This window comes from Streptosporangium canum (assembly GCF_900113865.1).
GTDB lineage: Bacteria > Actinomycetota > Actinomycetes > Streptosporangiales > Streptosporangiaceae > Streptosporangium > Streptosporangium canum.
Genome location: NZ_FOQY01000008.1, coordinates 245,070 through 270,396, shown reverse-complemented (window position 1 = coordinate 270,396; position 25,327 = coordinate 245,070). Strand labels below are relative to the sequence as shown.

The window sequence follows — 25,327 nt, the reverse complement described above, 5'->3', positions numbered from 1 at the left end:
CTCCGGCCGGCAATCGGGGCCGTGGAAGCCGGGCGCCTTTCACATACGGCCCCACGTATCCGGAAGGCCTACCGGCCAATTCACGTTCTGCACCGACATTAATCCATATATAACGAAAACTGCTGCCAAAGCGTAATAGAGCCGTTATTTATTACATTTAAACGGAGGTGCCGGCACAGGCCTTCCCGCTCCCGCTTTTGGATCATCACCGACCGGTACCGCCTTCTTGTATATTCTTCACAAAACACTCATATGGCTCTGCGCTCCCCGCCGGCGGACGTTCCCGGCGCTCGGCGGTTCCGGCGACGCCGCGGCCGAGACGGGCCACGAAGGCGGGGAAGGTAAAGTCTGGCCCGGAAACGAGAGGGGGCGAGCTCGTCGGGTCCGGCGGCGGAGGGGGTGCGGTGCTCCTCGGGCACGGGAATCCCTGAGCTCATCGAGGTGCGCGAGAAGACTCCGGAGCAGGCCCGGCGGCGGGAAGACCATCTCATGTTGCACGGGCGGGTGGCCGAGCGCGCCGCGATCGGCGAGCTCGTGGCCGCCGCGCGGGCGGGTGCCGGCCAGGCCCTCGTCCTGCACGGCGAGCCGGGAGTCGGCAAGTCGGCGCTGCTGGATCTCGCCGCCGCCTGCGGCGCCCCGATGCGGGTGCTGCGGGCGACGGGCACCGAGCCGGAGACCGGGCTGGCCTTCGGCGCGCTCCACCAGCTGCTGCGCGCGGAGACCGGGCTGCTGGACCTGCTGCCCGGCCCGCAGCGCGACGCCGTCGGCGGGGCGCTCGGCCTGGCCTCCTCCCCCACCGACGACCGTTTCCTCGTTTCGGCGGGTGTGCTGTCCCTGCTCACCGAGGCGGCGGTGCCGGACGGCCTGCTCTGCCTGATCGACGACTTCCAGTGGATCGATCAGGCCTCCGCGGACGCTCTGCTGTTCTCCGCCCGTCGCCTGCGGACCGAGGGGGTGGGGATGCTGATCGCCGTACGCGGTGACGCCGGGGCGCACCTGCGCGGTGTCCCGGACCTCCGCCTCACCGGCCTCGACGCGCGGAGCGCGGCGGAACTGCTCGCCTCCCGGTCGGCGGTGCCGCCGGCCCAGGAGGTCGGCGACCGGCTCGTGGCGCTGACCGGCGGTAATCCCCTGGCTCTGCGCGAGGTGGTCGGGCTGCTCACGGCGGATCAGCTCGCGGGCCGGACCCCGCTGCCGGACCCCCTGCCCGTGGGAGCGGGCATCGGGCAGATCTTCGGCGACCAGGTGGAGCGGCTTGCCGAAGCCGGCCGGCTGATAGCGCTCATCGCGGCGGTGGAGGGGCTCGGCGACCTGGGTTTGATCCTGCGCGCGGCCGGCCGGCTGGGGGTGGACCCGGCGGAGCTGCATCCGGTCGAGGCCGCCGGGCTCGTCGAGGTGGAGGGGACCTCGATCCGGTTCCGGCACCCTCTGGTCCGATCCGCGGTGTACGCGCGGTCGAGCTCCGTGCAGCGGCGCCTGGTCCACACCGCGCTCGCCGAGCTGCTGGACGGGGCCGAGGACGCCGACAGGCGGGCCTGGCACCGGGCCGCCGCCTCGGTGGGCCGGGACGAGGGCGTCGCCGCCGAGCTCGCCGCGTCGGCCGGGCGGGCGCGGGCGCGGGGCGGGTACGCCGACGCCGCCGTCGCGCTGGCCCGGTCGGCGGACCTCACCCCGGACCGCGCCGTCCGGGCGCGGCGGCTCACCGACGCGGCCACCGCCGCCTGGCTCGGCGGACGTCCCGGCCAGGCGGAGACCTGCCTGGCCGGGGCGCGCGAACTGGCCCGGGAGCCGCTCCTGATCGCCGAGCTCGCCCAGCTACGGGGACGTTTCGAGCTGAACGGCGGAGACGCGACCGAGGCCCAGCGGGCCTTCCTCGAAGGCGCCGACCGGGTGCGCGACGCGGATCCGGGCAGGGCCCTGGAGATGCTGGCCGACGCCTCCGAGGCCGCCTCCTACGTCGGAGACGTCGCGGCCATCGTCGACATCGGCCGGCGGGCGGAGTCGCTTCCCGGCGGGGACGACTCCTTCCTGCGGGCGGTGCTGATCGGGATCGGCGCGATGCTCGCCGGGGACGCCCGCCGGGGCGGGCAGACGCTGCGGCGGGCACTGCTCCGGGCGGACGGGCTGTCCGGCGCGTCCGAGCTGCTGTGGGCCTGCGCGGCGGCGAGCTATCTGGGCGAAGCGGATGTGGCGGCGGGATTCGGCGTCCGGGCCGGCCGGGCCGCCAGGGTCTCCGGGCTGGTCGGCCAGCTCCCGGTGGTGCTGGAGTTCGTCTCGACGGCCGAGCGGATCAACGGCCGGCTCGGCATCAGCGCCGCGATCGCCGAAGAGGGCCTGACGCTCGCCCGCGAGGCGGGCTACACCAACTCCGCCGCCGCGCATCTGGCGAACCTCGCGGCGGTCGCGGCCGTGCGCGGCCAGGAGGACGCCTGCCGCGAGTACGCCCAGGAGGCGCTGGCCATCGCCGTCCCCCACCGGATCGGCCTGCGCGCGGGCACGGCGTCCTACGCGCTGGGACTGCTCGATCTGGGGATGGGCCGGTTCGCCGCGGCCCACGCGCGTTTCTCCGCGCTCACCACCGCGGGGCCCGGGGCCGGGCACCCCACGGTCGTCTGGAGGTCGGCTCCGGACCGGGTCGAGGCGGCGGTCGCGTGCGGTGACCACGGCGCGGCCCGTGCCACGGTGTCCTCCCTCGAACAGTGGTCGGTGCACGCCGGGACCCCTGCCTCGCGGGCCCTGCTGGCCCGGTGCCGCGCGCTGCTCGAAGACGGCGACAGAGCCGTCCCGCTGTACGAGGAGGCGCTGCGCCTGCACGCCGAGGGCGGGCCCGCCCCTTTCGAGCAGGCCCGGACGTCGCTGCTGTACGGCGAGCGGCTCCGCCGTACCCACCGGGCCGGCGACGCGCGGCAGCCCCTGCGGTCCGCCCTGGAGACGTTCCAGCGTCTCGGCGCCGAGCCGTGGGCCGAGCGGGCGCACAGCGAGCTGCGCGCCGCCGGAGAGAGCGTGGCCCGGCCCGGCCCGGCGGCCCTGAACGCCCTGACCCCGCAGGAGCTGCGGATCGCCCGGCTCGTCGCCGAGGGCGCCTCCAACCGGGATGTGGCGGCCCGGCTGTTCCTCAGCCCGCGCACCGTCGAGTATCACCTCTACAAGGTCTATCCGAAGCTCGGCATCACCACCCGCACCGAGCTGGCCCGGCTGGTCGGGACCGGTCCGGAGTTCGGGGAAGGCCCGGATTGAGCCGGCACGCACGGGCCCGCCGGTACGGCATCCGCCGGGAGGCGGGCCTCGGCGGGCGCGCGGGCCGGCACCCCGACGTGTGCGGTCGTCCCCAACCGGATCCCAACCTGCTTCCAAGTCGGGTGCGCCAAGGTGGGCGCACCTACATGGAGGAGAGATCATGACGATTGGGAACGATCTTCAGCGTGCCGTCCGGGGCCGGGTGCTGGTGGCCGGCGACGACGGCTTCGAGCAGGCCCGGCAGCCGTGGAACCTCGCGGTGGAGCAGCCGGTCAGAGCCGTGGTCGAGGCACAGGACGCCGACGACGTGGCCGCGCTGGTCGGCTACGCCCGCCGGGCAGGGCTGGCCGTCTCCGCCCAGCCGAGCGGCCACGGCGCCGGCGGCGACGTGGACGGGGTGATCCTGCTGCGCACCGGGAGGCTGGACGGGGTCGACGTCCGGCCCGAGGCGCGGGTCGCCCGGGTGGGGGCGGGGGTGAAGTGGGGCGAGGTGCTGGCCGCCGCGAGCCCGCACGGGCTGACCGGGCTGGCCGGCAGCTCTCCCGTGGTGAGCGTGGTCGGCTACACCCTGGGCGGCGGATTGAGCTGGTTCAGCCGCCGCCACGGCTTCGCCGCCGACAGCGTCCGCGCCTTCGACGTCGTCGACGCCGGGGGCGACCGGGCCACGGTGGACGCCGGCTCCGACCCCGAGCTGTTCTGGGCGCTGCGCGGCGGTGGCGGCGACAGCGTCCTGGTGACCGGCGTCGAGTTCGACCTGCACCCGGCGCCCCACCTGTACGGCGGGCGCATGATGTGGCCGGCCGAGCGGGCCCGGGAGGTGCTGGCGGCCTTCCAGGAGGTCACCGCGGAGGCCCCCGACGAGCTCACCGTCTGGTTCCACCTGCTGAACTTCCCGCCGCTCCCCGGCCTCCCCGACTTCCTGCGCGGCAGGGCCCTGGTGACGGTGGATGCCACCTTCCTGGGCGAGGCCGGCCAGGCCCAGGATCTGCTGCGCCGCTTCGACAAGATCGACGGGCTCGTCATGGACAGCCGGGGCACGCTGCCGGTGGCCGAGCTGGGCGGCATCTGCGCCGAGCCGACCGACCCGGCGCCCGTCCTGGCACGCGCGGAGCTGCTGACCGGCCTCGACGACGCGGTGACCGCGGCGCTGCTGGCCGGCCCCATCGACCCGCTGCTCAGCGTGCAGGTGCGCCACCTGGGCGGGGCACTGGCCCGGCCGGCGCGCGACGGCGGCGCCTGCGGGCACCTGGCCGAGCCGTACTCGCTCTACATGGTCGGCATCCCGTCCACCCCCGAGGTCGCCGCCGCCATGGGCGCCCGGCAGAACGGGATCGCCGACGCGCTCGCGCCGCACACCAGCGGGCGCAGGCCGTACACCTTCCTCTCCCCCGGGGACGAGGCCGCGACGGCCTTCCCCGGCGAGGTCCTGGCCCGGCTGCGCGACGTCAAGCGCGCACGCGACCCCCACGGCGTCTTCCGCGGCAACTACCCGGTCCTGAGCCGGTGACGCCCTGACGCGGCCGTGTCCCCGGACGGCCCGTCCCGCAGGCCGGCGGGACGGGCGCCTCGGACGTGGCGGCGCCGCCGGGAAACGATCCGGATGACCGCGCTCCGGCCCGTTCTCCCAGGTCGTATCCACGGATGCGGCAGTCGTATCCACGGATGCGGCAAAGAAGGCCAAGTTTCCCCGGTCCCCGGCGAGACGCGGAGGGGGCTGGGTAGGGAGGAGACATGGCTGAGATCGGTTACACGATGATGTGTGAGCAGACGCCGGCGCGGCAGCTGGTGGACGACGTCGCCACGGCGGAGCGGATCGGATTCGACTACGCGGTCATCTCCGACCACTACTTTCCGTGGCTTGAGGAGATGGGGCATTCACCGTATGCCTGGTCGGTGCTCGGCGCGGCCGCGCACGCCACCGAGCGTCTGCCGCTGATGACCTACGTGACCTGCCCGATCATGCGCTACCACCCCGCGGTCGTGGCCCAGAAGGCCGCCACGATGGGGGCTCTGACGGAGGGCCGGTTCACGCTGGGGCTGGGCTCCGGGGAGAACCTCAACGAGCACGTGGTCGGCCACGGCTGGCCGCCGGTCAACACCCGGCACGAGATGTTCCGCGAGGCGATCGAGATCATCAAGGAGCTGTTCGAGGGCGGCTACACGACCTACCGGGGCGAGTTCTTCGACGTCGACTCGGCCAAGCTGTTCGACCTGCCGGAGCGGCCGGTGCCCCTGGCGATCGCCGCCTCCGGCGGCGGCTCGGGGGACATCGCCGCCGAGTACGGCGACGGCCTGGTGGCGACCGACCCGGACGGCGAGCTGGTCAGGCGTTTCGCCGCCTCCGGCGGCGAGGGCAAGCCCGTCTACGGCCAGCTTCCCGTCTGCTACGACTCCGATCCCAAGGCGGCCCTGGAGCGGGCACACCGGCTGTGGCGCTGGTCCGCGGCGGGCTGGAAGGTCATGGCCGAGCTGCCCGCCCCGGTCAACTTCGCCGCCTACGCCGAGACCGTACGCCCGGAGGACGTCGCGGAGAAGGTGCCGTGCGGCTCCGACGTGGACGCGGTCGTGGAGGCGGTACGCAAGTACACCGATGCCGGATTCACCCATGTCGCCCTGGTCCAGATCGGTCACGAGCACCAGCGGGAGTTCTTCGACTGGTCGGAGAAGGAACTCCTGCCCGCGCTGCGTCGCCTCCCGTAGGGAGTCCCGGACCGCGGCCGCCTCCGATCACAGGGCGGTGGCCTTCTGGTGGGGGTAGACATGCTCCAGCTCGTGGCGGGGCGGGAGAACGCAGCGGCGGCCGGTCTCGGTGTGCGGGCACCGGAGCGCGTCGCTGCGGCGCGGCAGCGACGCCGGATCCTCCGCCTCCCACCCGGATCCATCGTTGTCGGCGAGGTCATGAGTCATGAGCGCGTGTCCTCCTGCGGCATGCGGGCGGTGACGTACCAGCGCGTGCGGAAGGCAGGCCGGCGGCACACGGGACGGAACGCTCCAATCCCGGGAGACCGGAGTGGAGGCGACGGTGGACGGTGACCGGCCGATCGGCCGCCCGTGCGATGCAGCAATCTATCTCCGCGAGTTCCGGCTGCCCAGAACCAATGATTTGACGCCGGCCGGGTTGATCACTGTCAGAGATCGAGATTTGTCTCCCAAATGCGGGGCGGCCCGCCGCCGAAGAGCTCTCAACTGCGTGATCTCGGGAACCACCGGCGACGATCACTCGTTCGCCGTTTCGGTTACGTCATCACAACAGGAGAAGAGAGGTATCCGTGGTCTTCAAACGGCTGCTGGGAGCCTTCGGCGTCGGAGGTCCGTCGGTGGACACCGTCCTGGCCGTGTCGCGCGTCTCGCCCGGCGGGTTCCTCACCGGAGAGGTCCGGGTCAAGGGAGGCGATTTCGAGGCGGAGATCGAGCACATCAGCCTGGGGCTGGTCACCAGGATCGAGACCGAGCACAGCGAGGGTGAGCACACCGGTCTCGGGGAGTTCTTCCGCACCGAGGTCTCCGGCCCCTTCAAGCTGGGCATCGGCGAGGAGCGCACCGTCCCCTTCCGGGTGCCGGTGCCCTGGGAGACCCCGCTCACCGAGGTGCAGGGTCAGCCGCTGAACGGCATGGCCATGGGCGTGCGCACCGAGCTGGCGATCGCCAAGGCGGTCGACAAGGGCGACCTCGACCCCTTCTCCGTCGCGGCCCTGCCCTCGCAGGAGGCCGTGCTGGTGGCCTTCTCCCAGCTCGGCTTCCACTTCAAGAGCGCCGACCTGGAAACCGGCCACCTGTACGGCGTGCAGCAGCGGCTGCCGTTCTACCAGGAGATCGAGTTCTACCCGCCCGCCCAGTACTCGGGCCGGATCAACGAGGTCGAGCTGACCTTCGTGGCCGACGCCGGCAGGCTGGACATCATCCTGGAGGCCGACAAGCGCGGCGGCCACGGTTCCGGACACGACTCCTTCGGGCGTTTCCAGGTGACCCACGAGCAGGCCCTCCAGATGGACTGGCCCGCCGAGATCACCGCCTGGCTGGACGGTCTGGCCGGACAGCACCACGGCGGGTCCCACGGCGTCTCCTACGGCGGGCACGACGACGGCCACCACGGCCATCACGGGCACCACGAGCAGCATGGGCACTACGGGCACCACGAGCAGCACGGTCACCGCAGCGGGCCCGGCATGGGCGCGGTCGTGGCGGCCGGAGCCGCGGGTGTGGTCGGCGGGTTCGTGGCCGCCGAGGCGATCGACGAGATCGGCGACTTCTTCGAGGGCGAGGAGGAAGAGGAGTGATGTCCGGGCGGGCCGCTCCCGGCGCCGGGAGCGGCCCGCCCGGGCAGGTGGTGACCGGGGCGGGAGCACCCCGACAAGGTGGCCGCCAGGACGTGAGGCCCCGGAGCGGGAGCACCGCGACAAGGTAGTCGCCGGGACGTGAGGCCCCGGAGCGGGAGCACCGCGACAAGGTAGTCGCCGGGGGAGGTGCCGAGGCGGGGAGGAGCCCGCCCGGACCTTCGCGGGAGAGGTCGTGAGCCGGGCCCGACGTCTCCCGGCTCCCCTCCGTCACCGGCTCCGCCGGGACGCCGTCCCCGGTGACGGCCGGCAACCCCGGCCAATCGAAGGCCCATAACACCGCGATAGGTGCTTTTTGCCACATTCCCCGGTAGGGCACGGCCAAATATTTTGACAGCACCCCTCACAAGGAGTGCGCATGTTAAGTCGAGGTCCCCTCCTGGCCGGAGCCGCCACCGTGGCGCTGTACCTGGCCGCCAGCGTGACACCCGCCACCGCAGCACCCGCTCCCCTCTCCCCCAAGCCCCCGTCGCCCGTGATCGTCGACGCCCTCCAGCGCGACCTCGGCCTCACCGCCGAGCAGGCCGTGACACGGCTGGCCAACGAAGAACGCGCCATGACCACGGAATCCACCCTGAGCGGCACGCTCGGCGGCAAGTACGCCGGCGCCTGGCTCAACGGCGACGCCACCCAGCTCCTCGTCGGCACCAACGACGCCACCACGGCCGACGCCATCAGGGCCCAGGGCGCCCAGCCCGTGATCGTCAGCCGGTCCCTGGAGCAGCTCAACGCGGTCAAGGACCGGCTCGACCAGGCTCCGGCCCAGGCCAAGGCCGGCGCGTCCCTGTGGTACGTCGACCTGCCCACCAACAGCGTCGTGATCCAGGCCGCCCAGCAGGCCGGCGGCGAGGCCCTCGTCGCCGCCGCCGGCGTCGACAAGGACGCGGTCCGGGTGGCGGTGACCACCGAGCGGCCCCAGCCCTTCATCGACATCATCGGCGGCAACCCTTACTACATCGGCTCCAGCCGGTGCAGCATCGGCTTCTCCGTGACCAAGGGCGGCACGCCGGGCTTCGTCACCGCGGGCCACTGCGGCAGGGCGGGCTCCAGGACCACCAACCCGACCGGCACCTTCCAGGGCTCCTCGTTCCCCGGTAACGACTACGCGTGGGTGGCCGCCCCCGGCAACACCCCCAGGCCGTGGGTGAAGGGGTCCGGCGGCGCCAACGTCATCGTCCGCGGATCCACGCAGGCCGTGGTCGGTTCCTCCATCTGCCGCTCCGGCTCCACCACCGGCTGGCGCTGCGGCACCATCCAGCAGCACAACGCCAGCGTGACCTACCCGCAGGGCACGGTCAGCGGCCTGACCCGCACCAGCGCGTGCGCCCAGCCGGGCGACTCCGGCGGGTCGTTCATCTCCGGCAGCCAGGCCCAGGGCACGACCTCGGGCGGCTCCGGCAACTGCACCTCGGGCGGCACGACCTACCACCAGCCGGTCAACGAGCCCCTGTCCGTCTACGGGCTGACCCTGACCGTCGGCTGATCGCCCTCCTCAGCACCTCGTCTTGACGAGCACCCCCCAACGGCCGAGGAGGCCTGACAGAAGTGTCAAGAATCATCCGTTTCAGCGTCGCCTTCATCCTGGGGCTCGCCTTCCTGGCGACGGCTTTCCCCGCCCAGGCTGACGGGACCGGCGCGCAGAACGCGGCCGCGGTGCGCGTGCTCCGGTACGACGCCAGCCGGGCAGCCGAGTTCCGCTCCGTGGTGGACCAGGCGGCACAGATCTGGAACTCCAGCGTGACCAACGTGCGCCTGGTGGCCGGCAGCCCGGCGGACTTCGTGGTGCTGGCCGACAACGGCTGGCCCCGCGCCCAGCCCACCAGCCTGGGCCGTGGGACCGTGTGGATCGGCAGGCAGGCGACCGCCCAGGGGCACAACCCGCTGCGCATCTCCGCCCACGAGATCGGCCACATCCTGGGACTGCCCGACCGTCGCACCGGCCGGTGCACGGACCTGATGTCCGGCGCCAGCGCGGGCACGACCTGCACCAACCCCTATCCGAACGCGGCCGAGAAGGCCGAGGTCGAGCGGTACTTCGCCGGCTTCGCCCCGACCCTCGACTTCGGTGAGATCTACACCGACAGTCCCGAGGCCGCCCTGCCGTAAGCGCCGGCGGGCCCGTCCGGTCCGGCGCGACCGGGCCGGACGGGCTCCACCCCCCTCTCCCCTCGCGGGAGACCGGCGGCATCGAGCCCCTTCCGGAAGGTCCGCACGCGGGCCCTTCGGGAGGGGCTCGGCGTGCCACCGCGGCTCAGGCCAGGAACTTCTCGAAACAGTAGGAGCCCTCGAGCCGCTCATAGGGAGGGAAGCGCGGGATGGGGGTGTACCCCTCCCGCTCGTAGACCCGGACGGCGTCCGGCTGACGGTCTCCGGTCTGCAGGATGATCCGTGATCCGCCGAGCGCGCGGGCGGCGTCCTCGGCCGCGGCCAGCAGCGCGCGCGCCACGCCCGCGCCCCGATGGGAGAGGGTGACGAACATCCGCTTGATCTCCAGGTCCGCGCCGAGCCGGCGCAGCGCGACGTGCCCGACCGGCACCGCGCCGGCGTAGGCGACCCCGGTGTAGGCGACGGACTCCGGCTCGACGTTCATGCCGCGCGGCAGGTAGTCCGGCGCCGAGGCGAGCCGGTCGGCGTAGCGGGCGCCCATCTCCTCCCCCATCGCCCCGCGCAGCGCGACGGCCGCGGCGTCGTCCCAGCCGACGGACCTGACGACGATCACGCCGGCCCTCTCCGCGGGTGCGGTCATGCGAACTCCCCTGTCTCCGGTTGCGGCTGTCCGAGAATCCTGGCAGCACCGAACCTCGCGGCCGGCTCCGCCCCCGTCTCGAACCCGGAGGGCGCGAAGGCCGCCGGCCGGGGGTCGACGCCGTCGCCGACGAGCAGCCGCGCCACGTGACCTCCCCAGGCGGGGGCGAGCTCGAACCCATGGCCGATGCCCCCACGTCGTACGTCACGCCACCGCATCCTTGACTCGGGAGACTCCCGCCCAAAATGCCAATTTAAAAAGTAGGAAAATTGGGTTTTTCTGCCAACCGGCCACCTGGACGGGGCGGCCAGGAATCCGGCTTGACACCGAGGTCCTCACGCCTCACATTATCTGCGTGACACAATATCTGCGTCACACAACATATGTGTTGCGACTGCTTTTGCCGCGGTCCGCCCACCTCCCGTCTGAGTTCCCTCCCGGACTCACTCCCGAAAGAGCGATGCCCTTGTCCACGCCCGCCCACTCCACCGCCATGGCCACGGAGCCGGCCTCCCCGGCAGAACCGGAGGCGGTCTCCCCCGGGAAACGGTGGGCCATCCTCGCCGTCATCCTCAGCGCCGACGTCCTGGACCTCCTCGACGCGACGATCACCAACATCGCCGCCCCGACCATCGCCGAGGACCTCCACGGGGGCGAGGCCCTCATCCAGTGGCTGGGAGCCGGCTACGCCCTCGCCCTCGGCGTCCTCCTCGTGGTCGGCGGGCGGCTCGGCGACAGATACGGTCGCCGGCGCCTCTTCCTCATCGGGATCACCGGCTTCACGCTCGCCTCGATCGCCTGCGGCCTGGCCTTCGACCCCGGATCGATCATCATCGCCCGGCTCGCCCAGGGAGCCTTCGGCGCCCTGCTGATCCCCCAGGGATTCGGCATCCTCGGCTCCGTCTTCCCGCGCGACCAGATCGGCAGGGCCTTCAGCGCGTTCGCCCCGACCATGGGAATCTCCGCCGTCGGCGGCCCCATCCTGGCCGGAGCCCTCATCGACGCCGACATCCTCGGACTCGGCTGGCGCTCCATGTTCCTGATCAACCTCGTGCTCGGCGGCGTCACGATCCTCGCCGCGGCGAGGCTGCTGCCGAAGGACGCCGGCAACAGGAGCACCCCCGTCGACGGCATCGGCTCCGGCCTGCTGGCCGCGGCCATGCTCGGGCTGCTGTTCGGCCTGATCGACGGGTCCGCCCACGGATGGACCCCCGTCCCGATCCTGTCCGTCACCGGCGGCGCCGTCTTCTCCGGCCTGTTCTGCCGGCGCCAGCTGACAGCCGCGAGCCCGCTGATCGAACCGTCGCTGCTGAGGAACCGGGGGTTCACCTCGGGCCTCATCCTCGGCGTCGCCTTCTTCGCCGCCGTGTCCGGCCTGCTCTACGTCCTGTCCCTCTTCATGCAGAACGGCCTCGGCTACACCCCCATGAAGGCGGCACTCGGGCTGGTGCCGGTCGCGGCGGGCATCGTCATCGCCTCCGTCGCCGGCTACCGGCTCATCGGCGGACTCGGGCGCGGCCTCGTACTGATCGGCCTGATCATCACCCTGACGGGCACCGGCTGGCTGCTCGTCCTCGTCCTGACGGCCGGGACCTCGACGGGCCCCTGGGCCCTCCTGCCGCCGGCCCTGATCATCGGCCTGGGCATGGGGACCTGCTTCGGGACCGTCTACGACGTCACCATCGGCGACATCGCCCCGGAAGAGGCGGGCAGCGCCGGCGGCTCGCTCAGCGCGGTCCAGCAGCTGGCCAACGCCATCGGCGCGGCCGTGGTCACCACCCTCTACTTCAGGACCCTCGCCACCGGCGGCGAGACCCGGGCCGTGGTGTACAGCCTCGCCGCCGTCGCCGCCATCACCCTCGCCTGCTGCGGCCTCGTCCGGCTCCTGCCGCGCAAGGCCCCGCCCCAGGACCACCACTAGGGACACGCGATCGGGCGGTTCCGAAATGGTGAGGGCCTCATGGCCCGGTGTGAGTCGACCGGGACCCACACCCGCCGGAGGCCCTCATGACCCACCGTAACGCCCCGCCGACCGGACGGAGCCGACTCCGCCCGGCGTGTCGCGGCCGGCTCCGGGCCGGAGTGGGGCCGGAGGTCGTCAGCCGTGGCCGGCGTCGTGGGGCATGACGGGCCTGCCGGGGAGCACGCCGGGCTCGGTGACGACGAACTGGCCCATCATGCCCAGGTCCTCGTGGAAGAGGAGATGGCAGTGGAACATGTAGGGGCTGTCCGGATCCGCGTGGCCGCCGAAGCGGATGGCGATGCGCACCGGTGTCTCCCGCGGGGTGTAGATCGTGTCCTTCCAGCCGCCCAGCTCGGGGGGCGGGGCGGCGCCGTTCACCGACAGGACCTGGAACCGGGTGCCGTGCACGTGGAAGTTGTGGGGGAGGACGTCGAGGTTGGTGACCTCCCAGATCTCGGTGGTGTCCCTGCCGACCCCGAAGTCGATCCGGCTCATGTCCATCGCCCTGCCGTTGATCTCGAAGCCGGACAGCTCGAATCCGCGGTCGACCCGGCCGCCCGCCGAGCCGAGGCCGGGCGCTTCCGCGAGGGTGCCGGGCAGGGCGGGGGACGGCGTCAGGCCGCCGGCGGCGCGCAGTTCGAGAACGTCCATCGTGTCGTCGCCGCCGGTGACGCGGGAGGTCCAGAAGTCGGCGCCGAGGTCGGGCGGGTAACTCCGCAGCACCACCCGCTCGTCCGGCCGCATGGTCACCACGATCTCGGCGCGCTCTCCGGGGGAGAGCCGGACCCGGTCGGTGAGGTGCGGCGCGGGCAGCAGGCCGCCGTCGGTGCCGATGAGCGCGAACGGCCGCCCGTCGGAGAGGCCGAACCCATAGGTGCGCGCGTTGGAGGCGTTGAGCAGCCGCAGCCGCGTCCGCTCGGCGGTGACGTCGTGGTACGGCGCGACCGTGCCGTTGACCAGGAGGGTGTCGCCGAGGATCCCGACACCGCCGATCAGCGGGGTGCTCTCGTCGAACCGGTTGTCGTCGCCGAAGTTCTTGTCCTGCACGATGACCGGGACGTCGTCGACCCCGTACCGGCCGGGCAGGTCCGGCGATCCGGCCGCGGGGTCGTCGACGATGAACAGCCCGGCCATGCCGCGGTAGACGTGCTGCCCGGTCCGGCCGTGCGGGTGGGGGTGGTACCAGAGCGTGGCGGCGGGCTGGTCCAGCCTCCAGGTCGGAGACCAGGTCGCGCCGGGGCGGATCGGCTGGTGCGGTCCGCCGTCCATCACGGCGGGCAGGTGCATGCCGTGCCAGTGCACGGTGGTCGCCTCGGCCAGCTCGTTGCGCACGTTGACCACGACCGTCTCCCCCCGGTCGACGCGCAGCGTCGGCCCGAGGTGGCCGTCGTCGAACCCCCACGTCGGAGTCGGCCGGCCGGGCCGCAGTCGCCGGTTTCCGGCGCGGGCGCGCAGCTCGAACACCCGGCGTCCGGACCCGTCGCGGCGGCCGGTGGCCAGTGGCGGGATGGCCAGGCGGTTGACGAACCGGACCCTGCCGGCGGTGTCGACGTCGGCGGTGGCCCACAGCCACGCCGCCCCGCCCGCGCTGATCGCGGCCACCGCCGGCACCCCGATCAGCCCGGCCTTGAGCAGGCGCCGCCGGGTGAGTCCCCGTCGCGGCGTGGGCCCGGCGGGCGGCGCGGCGGGGGGCGGTCCCGCCGGCTCCCCCGGATCCTCAGACGGCTCGGTCAATGTCCTTGTCCTCATCGGGCCCGTTGGCGGGGCGGCTGCCACCAGCCGCCGCCGGTGATGTCGTCGCAGACCGGCAGCCTCCCGGGGGGCGTGATCTGCCGGTCCGGCCCCGGTGCGCGGGTGCGCGCGGGACCGGACCCCTCTCCACCGGCCCGGACCCCGCACGGCGGCGCCCCGGACACGGCGGAACCCGTACCGCCCCCCGAACGGAAGGTGGCACGGCCTAGCTCCGGTTGCCCGCCGCGCGCGAGGCGTCCGCCGTGACCGGGGCCTGCCAGTCGATCCGGTAACGCTGCTCGGCGCCCAGCGTCTTCTCCGGATTGAGGAAGGTCCTCATCGCCAGCGGCATCATCAGCCCCATCATCGCGATGGCCACCGGCCCCAGCGCCTTGCTGTTGTTGGTCTTGGACGCCCGCCAGGCCACCTTCTCCACCCGCTCCCGGCGCAGCCCCTCATAGGCGGCGAACGCACCCGCCACATCGGGCAGGTCCCGCAGGCAGCGCGCCAGCTGGATCGCGCTCTCCATCGCCAGCGACGCCCCCTGCCCCGAACTGGAGGAGGGCGCGTGCACCGAGTCGCCCACCAGCACCATCCGGTCGCGATACCAGTGCGGCACCTTCGGCATGATCTCCAGCGACCCCAGCACGACCAGCTGCTCGACGCTGGTGCGCTGGAGCAGCTCCCTGCCCGGCGCGTCGTCGGCGAAGACCTCCCGCAGCCGCTTGAGCCACTCGGCCGCCGGCGTCCGACGGGCCTGGGCGATCGACATCGGCTCCTTGTGCGGGACGTTGCCGAACCACGCGGTGGTGCCGTCGGGCTGCGACCAGTAACCCAAAAACGCCTTCTTCCCGAAGGAGAAGTAGGCGGCGTCGGATGCCAGGGGCACCGCGACGTCGGCCGCGCCGCCGAAGTTCAGGAGGGGGACGTGGTCGGGATCGGGGGCTTTCGGGTCGATCAGGGTGCGGACCGTGGAACGGATGCCGTCGGCGCCGACGAGCACGTCCCCGGTGGCGGTGGTGCCGTCGGCGAAGCGCGCGGTGACGCCGGTCGGCGACTCGTCCACCCCGACCAGCCGCTTGCCGTACTCGGTGGGGACGCCCTGGGCCAGGGCGTGGTCGTGCAGGGCGCGGTAGAGGTCCGGACGCCACAGGGCCCGGCTGGGGGGCAGGCCAGTCAGTCCGGGGAACTCCCCCATCCGCTTGCCCTTGCCGTCGGTCATGATGGTGCGGTTCATCGGCAGGCCGACGGCCCGCACGGCGTCGCCCGCGCCGACGACGTCCAGCGCGGCGAGGCCGTTCGGAGCGATCGTGAGCTGGCCGCCGACGCCGTCGGCGGTGGTTTCGTACGCCTCGTAGACGGTCGCCTCGATGCCCGCCTTGCGTAACGCCAGTGCCGTGACCGGCCCGGCGATCCCGCCGCCGATGACCAGTGCTGTCTTGACTGCTGTCATGTCTGGCTCCCGAATATCTCCTGCCATGCCCGGATGTAGTCCGGCTGCTTGAGCGACTCGATGAGGCCCGCGACGAAGCGGCGCTCCGCCTCCAGCACCGTGAGCCGGTATTCGTCCTCGACCAGGAACACCCAGCGGACCCCGTCGTCGAGGGCTGACTGCACGACGGCGCGGATCTCGTCGGCCTCCTCGGTCAACGCCGTCGACCTCTGGGTGAGCAACTCGACCGAATCGGCCGGAGAGAGCACGCTCAGCAACGACAGGGCGACCCCGAACTGCGGGTATTCATGCCGTGGCTGCGCGACCAGCTCGCGCATCCAGTCGTAGAACTCATGCCGGCCCTCGTCGGTGAGCGCGTAGACCGTGCGCTCCGGCCGCTGGGTGTCGCGCACGGTCTCCTGCTCGATGATGAAGCCGGCTTTCCTCAGTTGCTCCACCACCATGTAGAGCGAGCCCCGGTTGTATTTGAAGCTGCGGTCCTTGCCGTTCTCCTTGAGCCGCCGCCCCATCTCATACGGATGCATCGACTCCACCAGCAGTTCGGCGAGCACCGCCAGCGCCAGCGGGTTGGTCACCTTGCGTCGCTTCTCCACGACGCCCCCATCTCTTTAGTCAGTTCCAACTATTAAACAATTTCTAGTCAGTGTCAACTATATAGTCAGCACGCCGGCCGCCCCCGGGCACGCCTGCCGGGCGGGGAGGTGGTTTGGGGGGTGCCGGCCGCGCGGAAGGATCGGAAGGTGACTCACTCGCGCATCAGCGTCTCGGTCGAGGCGGCCGCCGGGCCGTGGCAGGTGTTCTCCGTGCTGACCGACTGGCCCCGCCACGGCGAGTGGATGGTCCTGACCCGCGCGCACGTCGCCGCCGGGGACGGCCGGAGTCAGGGGAGCCGGCTGGCGGCCTTCACCGGGGTGGGCCCGGTCGGGTTCCTGGACACCATGGAGATCACCGAGTGGGATCCGCCCACCACCGTGGCGGTCCGGCACACCGGGCGGCTGGTGCGCGGCACCGGGGTCTTCCGCGTGCTGCCCCGCGAGGGCGGCGGCAGCACGATCGTCTGGGAGGAGGAGCTCGACCTGCCGTTCGGCCCGGTCGGGCGGCTCGGCTGGCCGCTGGTCAGGCCGGTGAACGCGGCGCTGTTGCGGCTCTCGCTCCGCCGCCTGGCCGAGCTCAGCGGTCGGTGAGGTCGCGGCTGGAGTCGCGGGCGGCCGGTCGGCCCGGCTCGTCCCGGATGACCTCGCCGTGGATGACCGGCCCGGAGCCGGAGGGCTGGTCGCGCATGGCCTGGAAGGGGGAGCCCGCGCCGCCGAACGGCGAGCCGAGGCCGGGGCCGGCCGTCTTCTCGGCGAGGGTGCGGATCCGGCGGGCGAGGAACCGGGCGCCGAGCCCGCGCATCAACGGCCGGGTGAACGGCAGGAGGAACAGCAGGCCGACGACGTCGGTGATGAAGCCCGGGATCATCAGCAGCACCCCGCCCGCGACGGTCATGGCGCCGCCGGGGGCGCCCGGCTCGGGCATCCGGCCGCTCCGCGCCGCCTCCTGGAGCTTCCGCCAGGCCTTGCGGCCCTCCCTGCGGACGATCCAGGAGCCGAGGAGGCTGCCGGCGGCCAGCAGGGCGATCGCGGGCCACACGCCGATGGCCTGATTGACCTGGACGAACACCAGGATCTCCAGGACGGGGACCGCCAGGAAGGCGAGGGCCAGCAGAAGGCGCATCATTTCCTCAACTCACGCGACAGCCGTACGACAGTGACAACGCCCCGGATCGCCGCCGCGTTCCGCTTCCGCTCAGCGCGGACGGCGCAGGCGCTGGGGAAGGCCGGAGAAGCCCCACAGGGTGACCCGCCACAGCGCCTCCCCCACGATGGCCCGGCTCATCTTGCTGGCGCCGACGGTGCGGTCCACGAACGTGATCGGCACCTCGGCGACGCGCAGGCCGTGCCGGACCGTGCGCAGGGTCAGGTCCACCTGGAAGCAGTAGCCCTGCGACTCCACGTCGTCCAGGCCGATCTTCTCCAGGGTGCCGGCGCGGTAGACGCGGAACCCGGCGGTGGCGTCGCGGACCGGGACGCCGAGCATCACCCGGGTGTAGACGTTGGCGCCGCGGGAGAGGAACTCCCGCGAGCCGGGCCAGTTGACCACCTTGCCGCCGGGCACCCACCGGGAGCCGATCACCAGGTCGGCCCCGTCGGCCAGCGCCTCCAGCAGCTTGGGCAGCTCCTCGGGCTGGTGGGAGCCGTCGGCGTCCATCTCCACCAGGACGTCGAAGCCCTCCTCCAGCCCCCAGCGGAAGCCGGCGATGTATGCGGCGCCCAGGCCCTGCTTGCCCGGCCGGTGCAGCACGTGGACGTGGTCGTCCCCGGCCGCCAGCTCGTCGGCGATCGCGCCGGTGCCGTCGGGGCTGTTGTCGTCGGCGATCAGCAGGTGCGCCTCGGGCACCGCGGCGCGCACCCGCGCGGCGATGGCCGGCAGGTTCTCCCGCTCGTTGTACGTCGGGACGATGACGAGCACCCGGCCAAGCATCCGCTCCATCATTCGTCTCCCACCTGCCGGTCGCCGTCCTGGTTCGCAGAGTGCACCAGGCTACGGGGCCCGCGCCGCCAAGCGGCGGCCAACGCGCCCACACTCACAAGTATCAGGGCCCATTCGGGCAGTGCGCCCACGCGCGTGGCTACCGTTTCAGCTGTCCTGACCGGAATGCGCAGGACGTTCGCCGCGGGGACGAGCTCGCCGGTGCGCCAGGCGACCGTGCCATCGGGGGTCACGTAGGCGGATATACCCGTGATCGCGGAAGTTACCACCGCCCGGTTGTGCTCGACGGCGCGGAGCTGGGACATGGCGAGCTGCTGGGCCGGCAGGCCGGTCAGCGCGTAGGTGGCGTTGTTGGTCTGCACCACCAGCGGGGTGGCGCCGGTCCGGGCGGTGTCGCCGACGATGCCGTCGAAGGCCACCTCGTAGCAGTTGATCGCGCCGACCGTCACCGGGCCCACCTTCAGGTCCCCGTCGCGGGTGCCGGCCACCGACTGCTTGCCGACCAGGCCCGCCCGCTCGAACAGGGCCAGCACGAGCTCCTTGAGCGGGGTGTACTCGCCGAACGGGACGAGCTGCTGCTTGTCGTAGTAGGCGCCGGGCCCGGTGACCGGGTCCCACACCAGGCTGCGCGTCGCGCGGTTGTTCTCCCCGATGCCGACCACGGCGCCGACCAGGACGGGCACCCCGATGTCCTTCACCGCCGCGTCGATCTCGGCGCGGGCGAAGTCGCTGCGGTAGGGGTCGATGTCGGTGGAGTTCTCCGGCAGCACGACCAGGTCCGGCCGGGGGGTCCGGCCCTCCCGTACGGCCCGCGCCATCTCGTGGAGCATGCGGGTGTGGTTCCCGAGGACCACCGCGGGTTCGTCCCCCAGGGGGTGCATGCCCCGCCCCGGGACGTTGCCCTGGATGACGCCGATGGTCACGGTCCTGCCCTCGTCGCCGAAGCGGGGGACGGCGAACGCCGCGGCCGGCACGGCCAGCATCCCGGCGAGCGGCAGGGCGATCGCCCGGTCCCAGCGGGGGGCGGCCAGGAGGCGCAGGACCAGCAGCGCGACCAGGCCGCCGCACAGGGCCACCGCGAAGGTCACCAGCGGCGCGCCGCCGAGAGCGGCGTAGGGGGTGAAGACCGACTCCCCCTGGCTGAAGGCCACCCGCGCCCAGGGGAATCCGCCGAACGGGAACTGCCCCCGGGCCCACTCCATCGCCACCCAGAGCGCGGCGCTCCACAACGGCCACAGAGGCAGCCGGACGGCCAGGGCGGCGCCGGCGGCCCAGGCGGCGTAGAAGAGGCTCTCCAGCGCCACCAGGCCCAGCCAGGCGTCCGTCCCGATCGGGCTGACCCAGTGCAGGGCGGGCAGCAGGAAGGCCAGGCCGGTGAGCAGGCCGAGCCACAGGGCGCGGCGGGGGCGCGAGCCGTGGACCGACAGGACGGTGAGCGCCAGGCCGAGGGGCGCCAGGAACCACAGCCCCAGCGGTGGGAAGGAGAGGAACAGCAGCAGGCCGCCCGCGACCGCGCCCGCGATCCGCCCGGCGAGCGCGCGGCGCGCGGTGTCCGTGCCCGTCCGCCCGCGGGGCGGGCCGGCGGCGCCGTCCGTGGCGGCCGCTCGCGGCGCCGGGGCGGCCGTCTTCTCCTGCGCCACGGGCGGGGCTCCTCGCGATGTCGTGCGGACGGTGACGCCCGGTCTTTCCAGGCCGGTCCGCCGGCCGGTCGCTGGGACCGGCTCTCTCGCCCGGCTTTCTAGCCCGAACGGTACCGCTCACCCGGGCGCATCCCAAAAAGCGGGGGCCGTGGACGCGGCAACGGGGTGACCCCCAGAGCGGACGGATGTCCTGGAGATCACCCCGACGCTTGCGATGCTCGGCACGGGAGCGGGAAGAGGGCCCGGACGACCCTTCGGACCGGTTCCGTCCCGTCGGCGGCGAGCGCGGATTGCCGTTGTCTACTGGGTGCCCGGACCCCTCCTGGGTCCAACCCCCCGCCCGGTCAGGGTGCCCCGCCTCGACGGAACGCCGGCCCTGCGTCTGGCTGTACGGACGGGGTGACCCCCGTCACGGGCGCAGGAACCGACGATGTCGAAAGGCGGCCAACCGGCCAGTCCCGTGCTGGACTGGGCAGCAAACTACCGACCCCAGCGCAGATGTCAACCGTGTCACTAACAGCGGAAACATCAAGTTTTCGCAGCTGGGACATGATCGACGAGAGCCGTCAATGCTCTCATGTGATCGGATGTCGCTCAAGTCGAGCAAGCGCTTCGGGGAGCGGGCCGCTGTGCACGACGCCAAGACGCTGTGTCGCACGGGTCATCGCGACGTAAAGGTCGCTCGCCCCGCGGGGCGATTCCCGCAGGATCGCCTCGGGCTCCACCACGATGACCGCGTCGAACTCCAGCCCCTTGGCCTGGGTGACCGTCAGGACCGCCACCGGGGCGTCCAGGGCCGCGGCTCCCGGCCCCGCGACCGCGCCGTCGACGGCCCGGGTCACGATCTCCCCGAACTCGCCCATGCCGGACTCGGGCACGATCACGACCAGCCGGCCGCCCTCGACGAGCTCGGCCTTGACGACGTCGGCGAGGGCCTCCACCGGGGAGGCGGCCCAGGGCGCCGCCCCCGTCTCCCGGACCGAGGTGGGCGCGACGAGGCCGGGGCCGACCAGCGTGAGCACGTCGGCGGCCACGGCCATCAGCTCGGCGGGGGTGCGGTAGTTGACGCTGAGGTGCTCCTCGCGCCAGCGCCCGGCCACGTAGGGGTCGAGCGCCCGGCCCCAGGAGTGCGCGCCGGCCGAGGACCCGGTCTGCGCCAGGTCGCCGACGATCGTCATCGACCGGGTCGGGACCCGCCGCATCACCATCCGCCAGTCCATCGCGGACAGCTCCTGCGCCTCGTCCACGATGACGTGGCCGAAGGCCCAGGTGCGGTCGGCGGCGGCGCGCTCGGCGGTGGTCAGGTACACGTCGTCGCCCAGGTGCCGGGCGGCGAACTTCTCGGCGTCCATGATGTCGGACAGCCCGGTCAGCTCCAGCACCTCCTTGGCATAGGTGAGCTGGTGCTGGCGCTCGTCCAGGGCGGCGGCACGCCTGGCGGCCTGCTCCTCCTCGGCGATCCACGCCCCGGCCCGCAGCACCGCCGGGTCGATGTCGCCGAGCAGTTCGGCGGCCTCGTCCAGCAGCGGCACGTCCGACTCGGCCCACCAGTTCTCCCCCTGGCGGGGGGGTTGGCGCAGCAGCAGTTCGCGCTCGGCGGCGCCGAGGTCGCCGGCGGCGTAGTCCAGCCGCTCGCGCGAGGTGAACAGCCCGATGAGGAGCTGCTGCGGGGTGGTGTAGGGCCACAGCCTGTTCAGCGCGGCCTTGACGGGACGCTCCGTGCGGAGGTCCTCGCGGATGTCGGCCAGCTCGTCGTCGTCGATCATGCCCTTGCCGAGCTGCTTGGCGGCCTGCCGGGCGAGGGCGTTGAGCAGGTGGCGGACGAAGATCCCGCGCGCCTCGTTGTGCGGCTTCCTGGAGCGGGTCGCCCGGGTGCGGGCGGCGTCCAGGACGCGGCCGTCGAGTTTGAGGGTGTAGCGGTCGAGGCGGATCTCGAGCGGCTGGCGCGGCACCCGCTGCCGTTCCCGTACGGCCCGCGCCACGACCTCGGCCATCCGCCCGTCGCCCTTGATCGCGGCGACCTCGGGCCGCTCCCTGACCGTGGGGACGACTCCCGGATACAGCTCGGCGACCGTGGACAGCAGCACGTCGGTCTCGCCCAGGGAGGGCAGCACCTGCTCGATGTAGCGCAGGAAGGTCAGGTTGGGCCCGAGGATGAGCACGCCCCGGCGGGCCAGCTTCTCCCGGTGGGTGTAGAGCAGGTAGGCGGCCCGGTGCAGGGCCACCACGGTCTTGCCCGTGCCGGGGCCGCCCTGCACGACGAGCACGCCGTTGAGGTCCGAGCGGATGATGCGGTCCTGCTCGGACTGGATGGTGGCCACGATGTCGCGCATCCGCCCGGTGCGCCTGGCGGCGATGGAGGCCAGCAGCGCCGCCTCGCCGTTGAGGGTGGCCACGTCGTCGTCGGTGAGGTTGTCGAGGTCAAGCAGGTCGTCGTCGATCCCGATCACCTTGCGCCCCTTGGTCTGCAGGTGGCGGCGGCGGGTGACGCCCATCGAGGCGGCGGGGGTGGCGCCGTAGAACGGCTGGGCGACGGGGGCCCGCCAGTCGATCAGCAGCCGCCGCTGCTCGTCGTCGGCGAGGCCGATGCGGCCGATGTACAGGGAGGTGTGGTCGGCGTTGTCGAGCCGCCCGAAGCACAGGCCGTTCTCGACCGCCCACAGGCGGCCCAGCCGCTCGGCGTACATCCCGGCGAAGGTGTCGCGCTCGGAGCGGTTCTGGTGCGTCCCACCGCTCCCGCCCTGCGCCAGCACCCCGTCCAGCTGCCGCTTGGTGCGCTCACGCAACAGGTCGAGCCGTTCGTAGAGACCGGAGACGTACTCCTGCTCCTTGGCGAGCTCGAGTTGACGGGTCGCCGTCGCTCCATTATCGTTGATAGTAATGGGATACTCCGGGCCATTGGCTGGTTGTTATGACAAACCATCACCTTAGCAGGTCCGTCGAGATGTTCGCCCCTCCCCTCGCCATCACAGGTTGATTGCGGCGCGCCCTTCACGCTTGACGGAATTCGCACGGGTTCCTTAGATTCACTCCGAGTTAGGAAAGTTTCCTAACTCCGTTTTACGGGCGACTGTATGACGTGTGCGGACACGGAGGACCTGTGACTCAGCCGACGCCGGGCACCCCAAGCCTGCTGCGTGCGATCAACGACCGCGCCGCCCTGCAGGCACTGCTGGAGCGCGGACCGCTGACCCGCCCGGAGATCGGCGCCCTGACCGGCCTGTCCAAGCCCACAGCATCTCAGTTGCTCGCCCGGCTCCAGGAGGCGGGTCTGGTCGTCCTGAACGGCATCCGCGAGGGACTGCCCGGCCGGACCGCCGAGGTCTACCGGCTCAACCCGGCCGCCGCGCACGTCGCCGCCCTGGATGTCACCCCCGCGCACATCGACGCCAGGGTCGCCGACATCACCGGCGCCGTGATCGGCGAGCACCGGCTGCCCACCCCCGGCCGCTCCGCCGGTGACGTGGTGGAGCGGGTCCGGGCCGCGCTGGAGGGCGCCGGCGCCCCCGCCGACCTGCGGCGCGCGGTCATCGGCGTGCAGGGCGCGATCGACCCGGGCACCGGCAAGCTGGGCTACGCCACCAGCAAGGACATGCCCGGCTGGCACATCCCCGACCTGGTGCCCACCCTCAGCAGGGGGCTCGGCCTCCAGGTCGCCGTGGAGAACAACGTCAACCTCGTCGCCCAGGCCGAGCAGGCGCACGGCGTGGCCCACGGCCACCAGGACTTCGTGCTGCTCTGGGCCGACGAGGGCCTCGGCTCGGCGCTGGTCCTGGGCGGGCGGCTGCACCGCGGCGCCACCGGGGGCGCCGGCGAGGTCGGCTACATGCCCGCCCCCGGCGCGCCGACCGCCCGCGAGGCGGGGCGTTACGCCAACCACGGCTACCAGGCCCTCACCGGCGGGCCCGCCGTACTCAAGATCCTCAGGTCCTACGGCGTGCGCGGCACCGCCCCCGCCCAGGCCGTGCGGAACGCCGTGCAGACCTCGCAGACCACCGGCAAGCGCGCCGACGACGCCCGCGCCGGGCTGCGTGACATCGCCGCCCGCCTGGCGATCGGCCTGGCCTCGATCACCTCGGTCGTCGACCCGGAGATCATCGTGCTGACCGGCGGCACCCTCCTGGCCGGCGGCGAGACCCTGCGCGAGCTCGTCGAGCACGAGCTCCACGCGCTGACCATCCCCCGGCCTCCCCTGCTGCTGTCGACCGTCGAGGGCAACCCCGTCCTCGCCGGGGCGCTCGACCTCGCCCTCGCCGCCACCCGCGACGAGGTCTTCAGCTCCACCGTCCCCTCCTGACCCCCGTCCCCTCGTGATCCCCCCACACGCATGGAGGCAGCCGTCGTGCACCGACGCTTTCTCATTCCCGCCACCGCCGCCCTCACGGCCGCGGCACTGACCGCCTGCACCGCGGGCAAGGAGAGCGCGCCCGCGCTCGGGGCCCAGCCCAAGCCCTCGAGCTCCGCCTCCGCCTCCCTCCCGGCCGTCGCCATCGAGCTGTGGCACGGTTTCTCGGCGCCCGCCGAGGTGAAGGCGTTCGAGGACGCCGTGGCCGGGTTCCGCCAGAAGTTCCCGCAGATCACCGTCAAGCTGGTCAAGGGCGTCCAGGACGACCAGATCACCCAGGCGGTGCGCGGCGGGAAGGCCCCGGACGTCGCGTCCTCCTTCACCACCGACAACGTCGCCCAGTGGTGCAAGAGCGGAACGTTCCAGGACCTCACCCCGGTGATCCGGCAGGACGGCATCGACCTGTCGGTGCTGCCGGAGGCTTCGCGCTCCTACACCGAGTTCGACGGCAGACGCTGCGTGATGCCGCTGCTCGCCGACGCCTACGGGCTCTACTACAACAAGGCCCTGATGAAGGGCGCCCAGCCGCCCAAGACGCTGTCGGAGCTGACCGAGCTCACCAAGAAGCTCACGGTCCGCGACGCGGACGGGACCATCAAGGTCGCCGGTTTCATCCCGAGCTTCGAGTACTACGAGAACACCGCCTCGCACCTGGCCCCCATGGTCGGCGCCAAGTGGTACAACCCGGACGGCACCTCGGCGATCGGCTCCGACCCCGCCTGGAAGCGGCTCCTGCAGTGGCAGAAGGAGCTCGTCGACTGGTACGGCTACGACAAGCTCGACAAGTTCCGCAAGAGCCTGGGCCAGGAGTGGTCGGCCGACCACCCGTTCTACAAGGGCAAGGTCGCCATGGTGCTCGACGGCGAATGGCGCAACGCCATGATCGCCAATGAGGCCGAGGACCTGGAGTACGGCACCGCTCCGCTCCCGGTCGCCGACGACAAGCCCGACCTGTACGGCAGCGGCTTCACCGCCGGCACGGTGATCGGCGTGCCCAAGGGCGCCAAGAACCCGCAGGCCGCCTGGGAGCTGGTGAAGTATCTGACCACCGACACCGCCGCCCTGGTCACCCTCTCCAACGCCCTGCGCAACGTGCCCACCACCAAGGCCTCGCTGGAGTCGCCGGACCTGAAGAAGGACGCGAACTTCCAGACCTTCATCGACATCTTCTCCCACCCCAGGACCAGCACGATGCCCTCCAGCGTCAACAGCACCTTCAACCAGGAGGCGATCCAGGAGTTCATGCACCAGTGGGAGAAGGGCTCGGTCAAGGACATCGACGCCGGGCTCGCCGGGGTCGACAAGCGTGTCAACGACAAGCTGAAGCTCTCCGGGGGCTGATCCTC

The 25,327-nt window shown here is 72.4% G+C and carries 20 protein-coding genes; 10 read left to right on the top strand and 10 right to left on the bottom strand.

The features are described 5' to 3' along the window. Nucleotides 1-441 precede the first annotated feature (441 nt). From BM085_RS15070 to BM085_RS15060, 3 genes are all read left to right on the top strand, one after another. Nucleotides 442-3,237, top strand: a complete 2,796-nt coding sequence (locus tag BM085_RS15070; protein ID WP_245789324.1) for an ATP-binding protein — start codon at nucleotides 442-444, stop codon at nucleotides 3,235-3,237. A 160-nt stretch (nucleotides 3,238-3,397) separates the two neighbouring features. Next, nucleotides 3,398-4,744, top strand: coding sequence for an FAD-binding oxidoreductase (locus BM085_RS15065; protein WP_093887605.1), 1,347 nt, complete (start codon nucleotides 3,398-3,400; stop codon nucleotides 4,742-4,744). 224 nt (nucleotides 4,745-4,968) lie between these two features. Further along, on the top strand, nucleotides 4,969-5,937 hold the full coding sequence (locus tag BM085_RS15060; RefSeq protein WP_093887604.1) for an LLM class F420-dependent oxidoreductase: 969 nt from the start codon (nucleotides 4,969-4,971) through the stop codon (nucleotides 5,935-5,937). 27 nt (nucleotides 5,938-5,964) lie between these two features. Here BM085_RS15060 and BM085_RS15055 read toward each other — a convergent pair whose 3' ends face one another. Beyond that, the gene (locus BM085_RS15055; RefSeq protein WP_093887603.1) at nucleotides 5,965-6,144 is read right to left on the bottom strand and encodes a hypothetical protein; all 180 of its coding nucleotides are present in this window, start codon (nucleotides 6,142-6,144) and stop codon (nucleotides 5,965-5,967) included. A gap of 362 nt (nucleotides 6,145-6,506) precedes the next feature. On the opposite strand from BM085_RS15055, the gene BM085_RS15050 reads away from it, so the two are divergent. The 3 genes from BM085_RS15050 (at nucleotide 6,507) to BM085_RS15040 (ending at nucleotide 9,677) form a co-directional block, all read left to right on the top strand. Beyond that, the gene (locus BM085_RS15050) at nucleotides 6,507-7,514 is read left to right on the top strand and encodes a sporulation protein (RefSeq protein ID WP_093887602.1); all 1,008 of its coding nucleotides are present in this window, start codon (nucleotides 6,507-6,509) and stop codon (nucleotides 7,512-7,514) included. 415 nt (nucleotides 7,515-7,929) lie between these two features. Next, nucleotides 7,930-9,054, top strand: coding sequence for a S1 family peptidase (locus BM085_RS15045; RefSeq protein ID WP_093887601.1), 1,125 nt, complete (start codon nucleotides 7,930-7,932; stop codon nucleotides 9,052-9,054). Between the two features lie 62 nt (nucleotides 9,055-9,116). Further along, nucleotides 9,117-9,677, top strand: coding sequence for a snapalysin family zinc-dependent metalloprotease (locus BM085_RS15040; protein ID WP_093887600.1), 561 nt, complete (start codon nucleotides 9,117-9,119; stop codon nucleotides 9,675-9,677). Between the two features lie 145 nt (nucleotides 9,678-9,822). Here the strand turns inward: BM085_RS15040 and BM085_RS15035 are convergent, their stop codons facing one another. Continuing rightward, a complete protein-coding gene (locus BM085_RS15035; RefSeq protein WP_093887599.1) occupies nucleotides 9,823-10,317 on the bottom strand; it encodes a GNAT family N-acetyltransferase in 495 nt (164 codons plus the stop codon). Further along, nucleotides 10,314-10,535 (bottom strand): hypothetical protein, encoded by a 222-nt coding sequence (locus tag BM085_RS43000; RefSeq protein ID WP_143120924.1) that lies wholly within the window; start codon nucleotides 10,533-10,535, stop codon nucleotides 10,314-10,316. The genes BM085_RS15035 and BM085_RS43000 overlap by 4 nt, the downstream gene beginning before the upstream one ends. A 242-nt stretch (nucleotides 10,536-10,777) precedes the next feature. Between BM085_RS43000 and BM085_RS15030 the strand changes: the two genes are divergently transcribed. Continuing rightward, complete coding sequence (locus BM085_RS15030) at nucleotides 10,778-12,238, top strand: MFS transporter (protein ID WP_245789323.1); 1,461 nt, start codon at nucleotides 10,778-10,780, stop codon at nucleotides 12,236-12,238. Between the two features lie 177 nt (nucleotides 12,239-12,415). Here BM085_RS15030 and BM085_RS15025 read toward each other — a convergent pair whose 3' ends face one another. The 3 genes from BM085_RS15025 to BM085_RS15015 form a co-directional block, all read right to left on the bottom strand. Further along, nucleotides 12,416-14,014, bottom strand: a complete 1,599-nt coding sequence (locus BM085_RS15025; RefSeq protein WP_218158718.1) for a multicopper oxidase family protein — start codon at nucleotides 14,012-14,014, stop codon at nucleotides 12,416-12,418. A 223-nt stretch (nucleotides 14,015-14,237) separates the two neighbouring features. Then, nucleotides 14,238-15,464, bottom strand: a complete 1,227-nt coding sequence (locus BM085_RS15020) for an FAD-dependent monooxygenase (protein ID WP_093887597.1) — start codon at nucleotides 15,462-15,464, stop codon at nucleotides 14,238-14,240. After that, on the bottom strand, nucleotides 15,461-16,057 hold the full coding sequence (locus tag BM085_RS15015) for a PadR family transcriptional regulator (RefSeq protein ID WP_093887596.1): 597 nt from the start codon (nucleotides 16,055-16,057) through the stop codon (nucleotides 15,461-15,463). Before BM085_RS15015 ends, BM085_RS15020 begins: the two co-directional genes overlap by 4 nt. A gap of 147 nt (nucleotides 16,058-16,204) precedes the next feature. On the opposite strand from BM085_RS15015, the gene BM085_RS15010 reads away from it, so the two are divergent. Beyond that, complete coding sequence (locus tag BM085_RS15010) at nucleotides 16,205-16,648, top strand: SRPBCC family protein (protein WP_218158717.1); 444 nt, start codon at nucleotides 16,205-16,207, stop codon at nucleotides 16,646-16,648. Here BM085_RS15010 and BM085_RS15005 read toward each other — a convergent pair. The 4 genes from BM085_RS15005 to BM085_RS14990 form a co-directional block, all read right to left on the bottom strand. Continuing rightward, the gene (locus tag BM085_RS15005; protein WP_245789322.1) at nucleotides 16,635-17,183 is read right to left on the bottom strand and encodes an FxsA family protein; all 549 of its coding nucleotides are present in this window, start codon (nucleotides 17,181-17,183) and stop codon (nucleotides 16,635-16,637) included. The two genes, BM085_RS15010 and BM085_RS15005, sit on opposite strands and share 14 nt — an antisense overlap. A 69-nt stretch (nucleotides 17,184-17,252) precedes the next feature. Then, entirely contained in the window at nucleotides 17,253-17,996 is a 744-nt protein-coding gene (locus BM085_RS15000) for a polyprenol monophosphomannose synthase (RefSeq protein WP_093887595.1), read from the bottom strand. Beyond that, the gene (gene lnt / locus BM085_RS14995) at nucleotides 17,996-19,636 is read right to left on the bottom strand and encodes an apolipoprotein N-acyltransferase (protein WP_093887594.1); all 1,641 of its coding nucleotides are present in this window, start codon (nucleotides 19,634-19,636) and stop codon (nucleotides 17,996-17,998) included. The genes BM085_RS15000 and lnt overlap by 1 nt, the downstream gene beginning before the upstream one ends. A 575-nt stretch (nucleotides 19,637-20,211) precedes the next feature. Next, nucleotides 20,212-22,512 carry a HelD family protein gene (locus BM085_RS14990; RefSeq protein ID WP_093887593.1) on the bottom strand — a complete coding sequence of 767 codons (2,301 nt, stop codon included), beginning with the start codon at nucleotides 22,510-22,512 and terminating at the stop codon, nucleotides 20,212-20,214. A gap of 224 nt (nucleotides 22,513-22,736) precedes the next feature. Between BM085_RS14990 and BM085_RS14985 the strand changes: the two genes are divergently transcribed. Beyond that, complete coding sequence (locus tag BM085_RS14985) at nucleotides 22,737-23,933, top strand: ROK family transcriptional regulator (protein WP_093887592.1); 1,197 nt, start codon at nucleotides 22,737-22,739, stop codon at nucleotides 23,931-23,933. 45 nt (nucleotides 23,934-23,978) lie between these two features. Beyond that, entirely contained in the window at nucleotides 23,979-25,322 is a 1,344-nt protein-coding gene (locus tag BM085_RS14980; RefSeq protein ID WP_093887639.1) for an ABC transporter substrate-binding protein, read from the top strand. Nucleotides 25,323-25,327: the final 5 nt, after the last annotated feature.

Excerpts from the sequence above, each read along its gene's own strand:
- BM085_RS15000 (WP_093887595.1), bottom strand. The coding sequence starts at position 17,996 with ATGGAGCGGATGCTTGGCCGGGTGCTCGTCATCGTCCCGACGTACAAC.
- BM085_RS15055 (WP_093887603.1), bottom strand. The coding sequence starts at position 6,144 with ATGACTCATGACCTCGCCGACAACGATGGATCCGGGTGGGAGGCGGAG.
- BM085_RS15035 (WP_093887599.1), bottom strand. The coding sequence starts at position 10,317 with ATGACCGCACCCGCGGAGAGGGCCGGCGTGATCGTCGTCAGGTCCGTC.
- BM085_RS15045 (WP_093887601.1), top strand. The coding sequence starts at position 7,930 with ATGTTAAGTCGAGGTCCCCTCCTGGCCGGAGCCGCCACCGTGGCGCTG.
- BM085_RS43000 (WP_143120924.1), bottom strand. The coding sequence starts at position 10,535 with ATGCGGTGGCGTGACGTACGACGTGGGGGCATCGGCCATGGGTTCGAG.
- BM085_RS15005 (WP_245789322.1), bottom strand. The coding sequence starts at position 17,183 with ATGATGCGCCTTCTGCTGGCCCTCGCCTTCCTGGCGGTCCCCGTCCTG.
- BM085_RS15060 (WP_093887604.1), top strand. The coding sequence starts at position 4,969 with ATGGCTGAGATCGGTTACACGATGATGTGTGAGCAGACGCCGGCGCGG.
- BM085_RS15030 (WP_245789323.1), top strand. The coding sequence starts at position 10,778 with ATGCCCTTGTCCACGCCCGCCCACTCCACCGCCATGGCCACGGAGCCG.
- BM085_RS15065 (WP_093887605.1), top strand. The coding sequence starts at position 3,398 with ATGACGATTGGGAACGATCTTCAGCGTGCCGTCCGGGGCCGGGTGCTG.
- BM085_RS15020 (WP_093887597.1), bottom strand. The coding sequence starts at position 15,464 with ATGACAGCAGTCAAGACAGCACTGGTCATCGGCGGCGGGATCGCCGGG.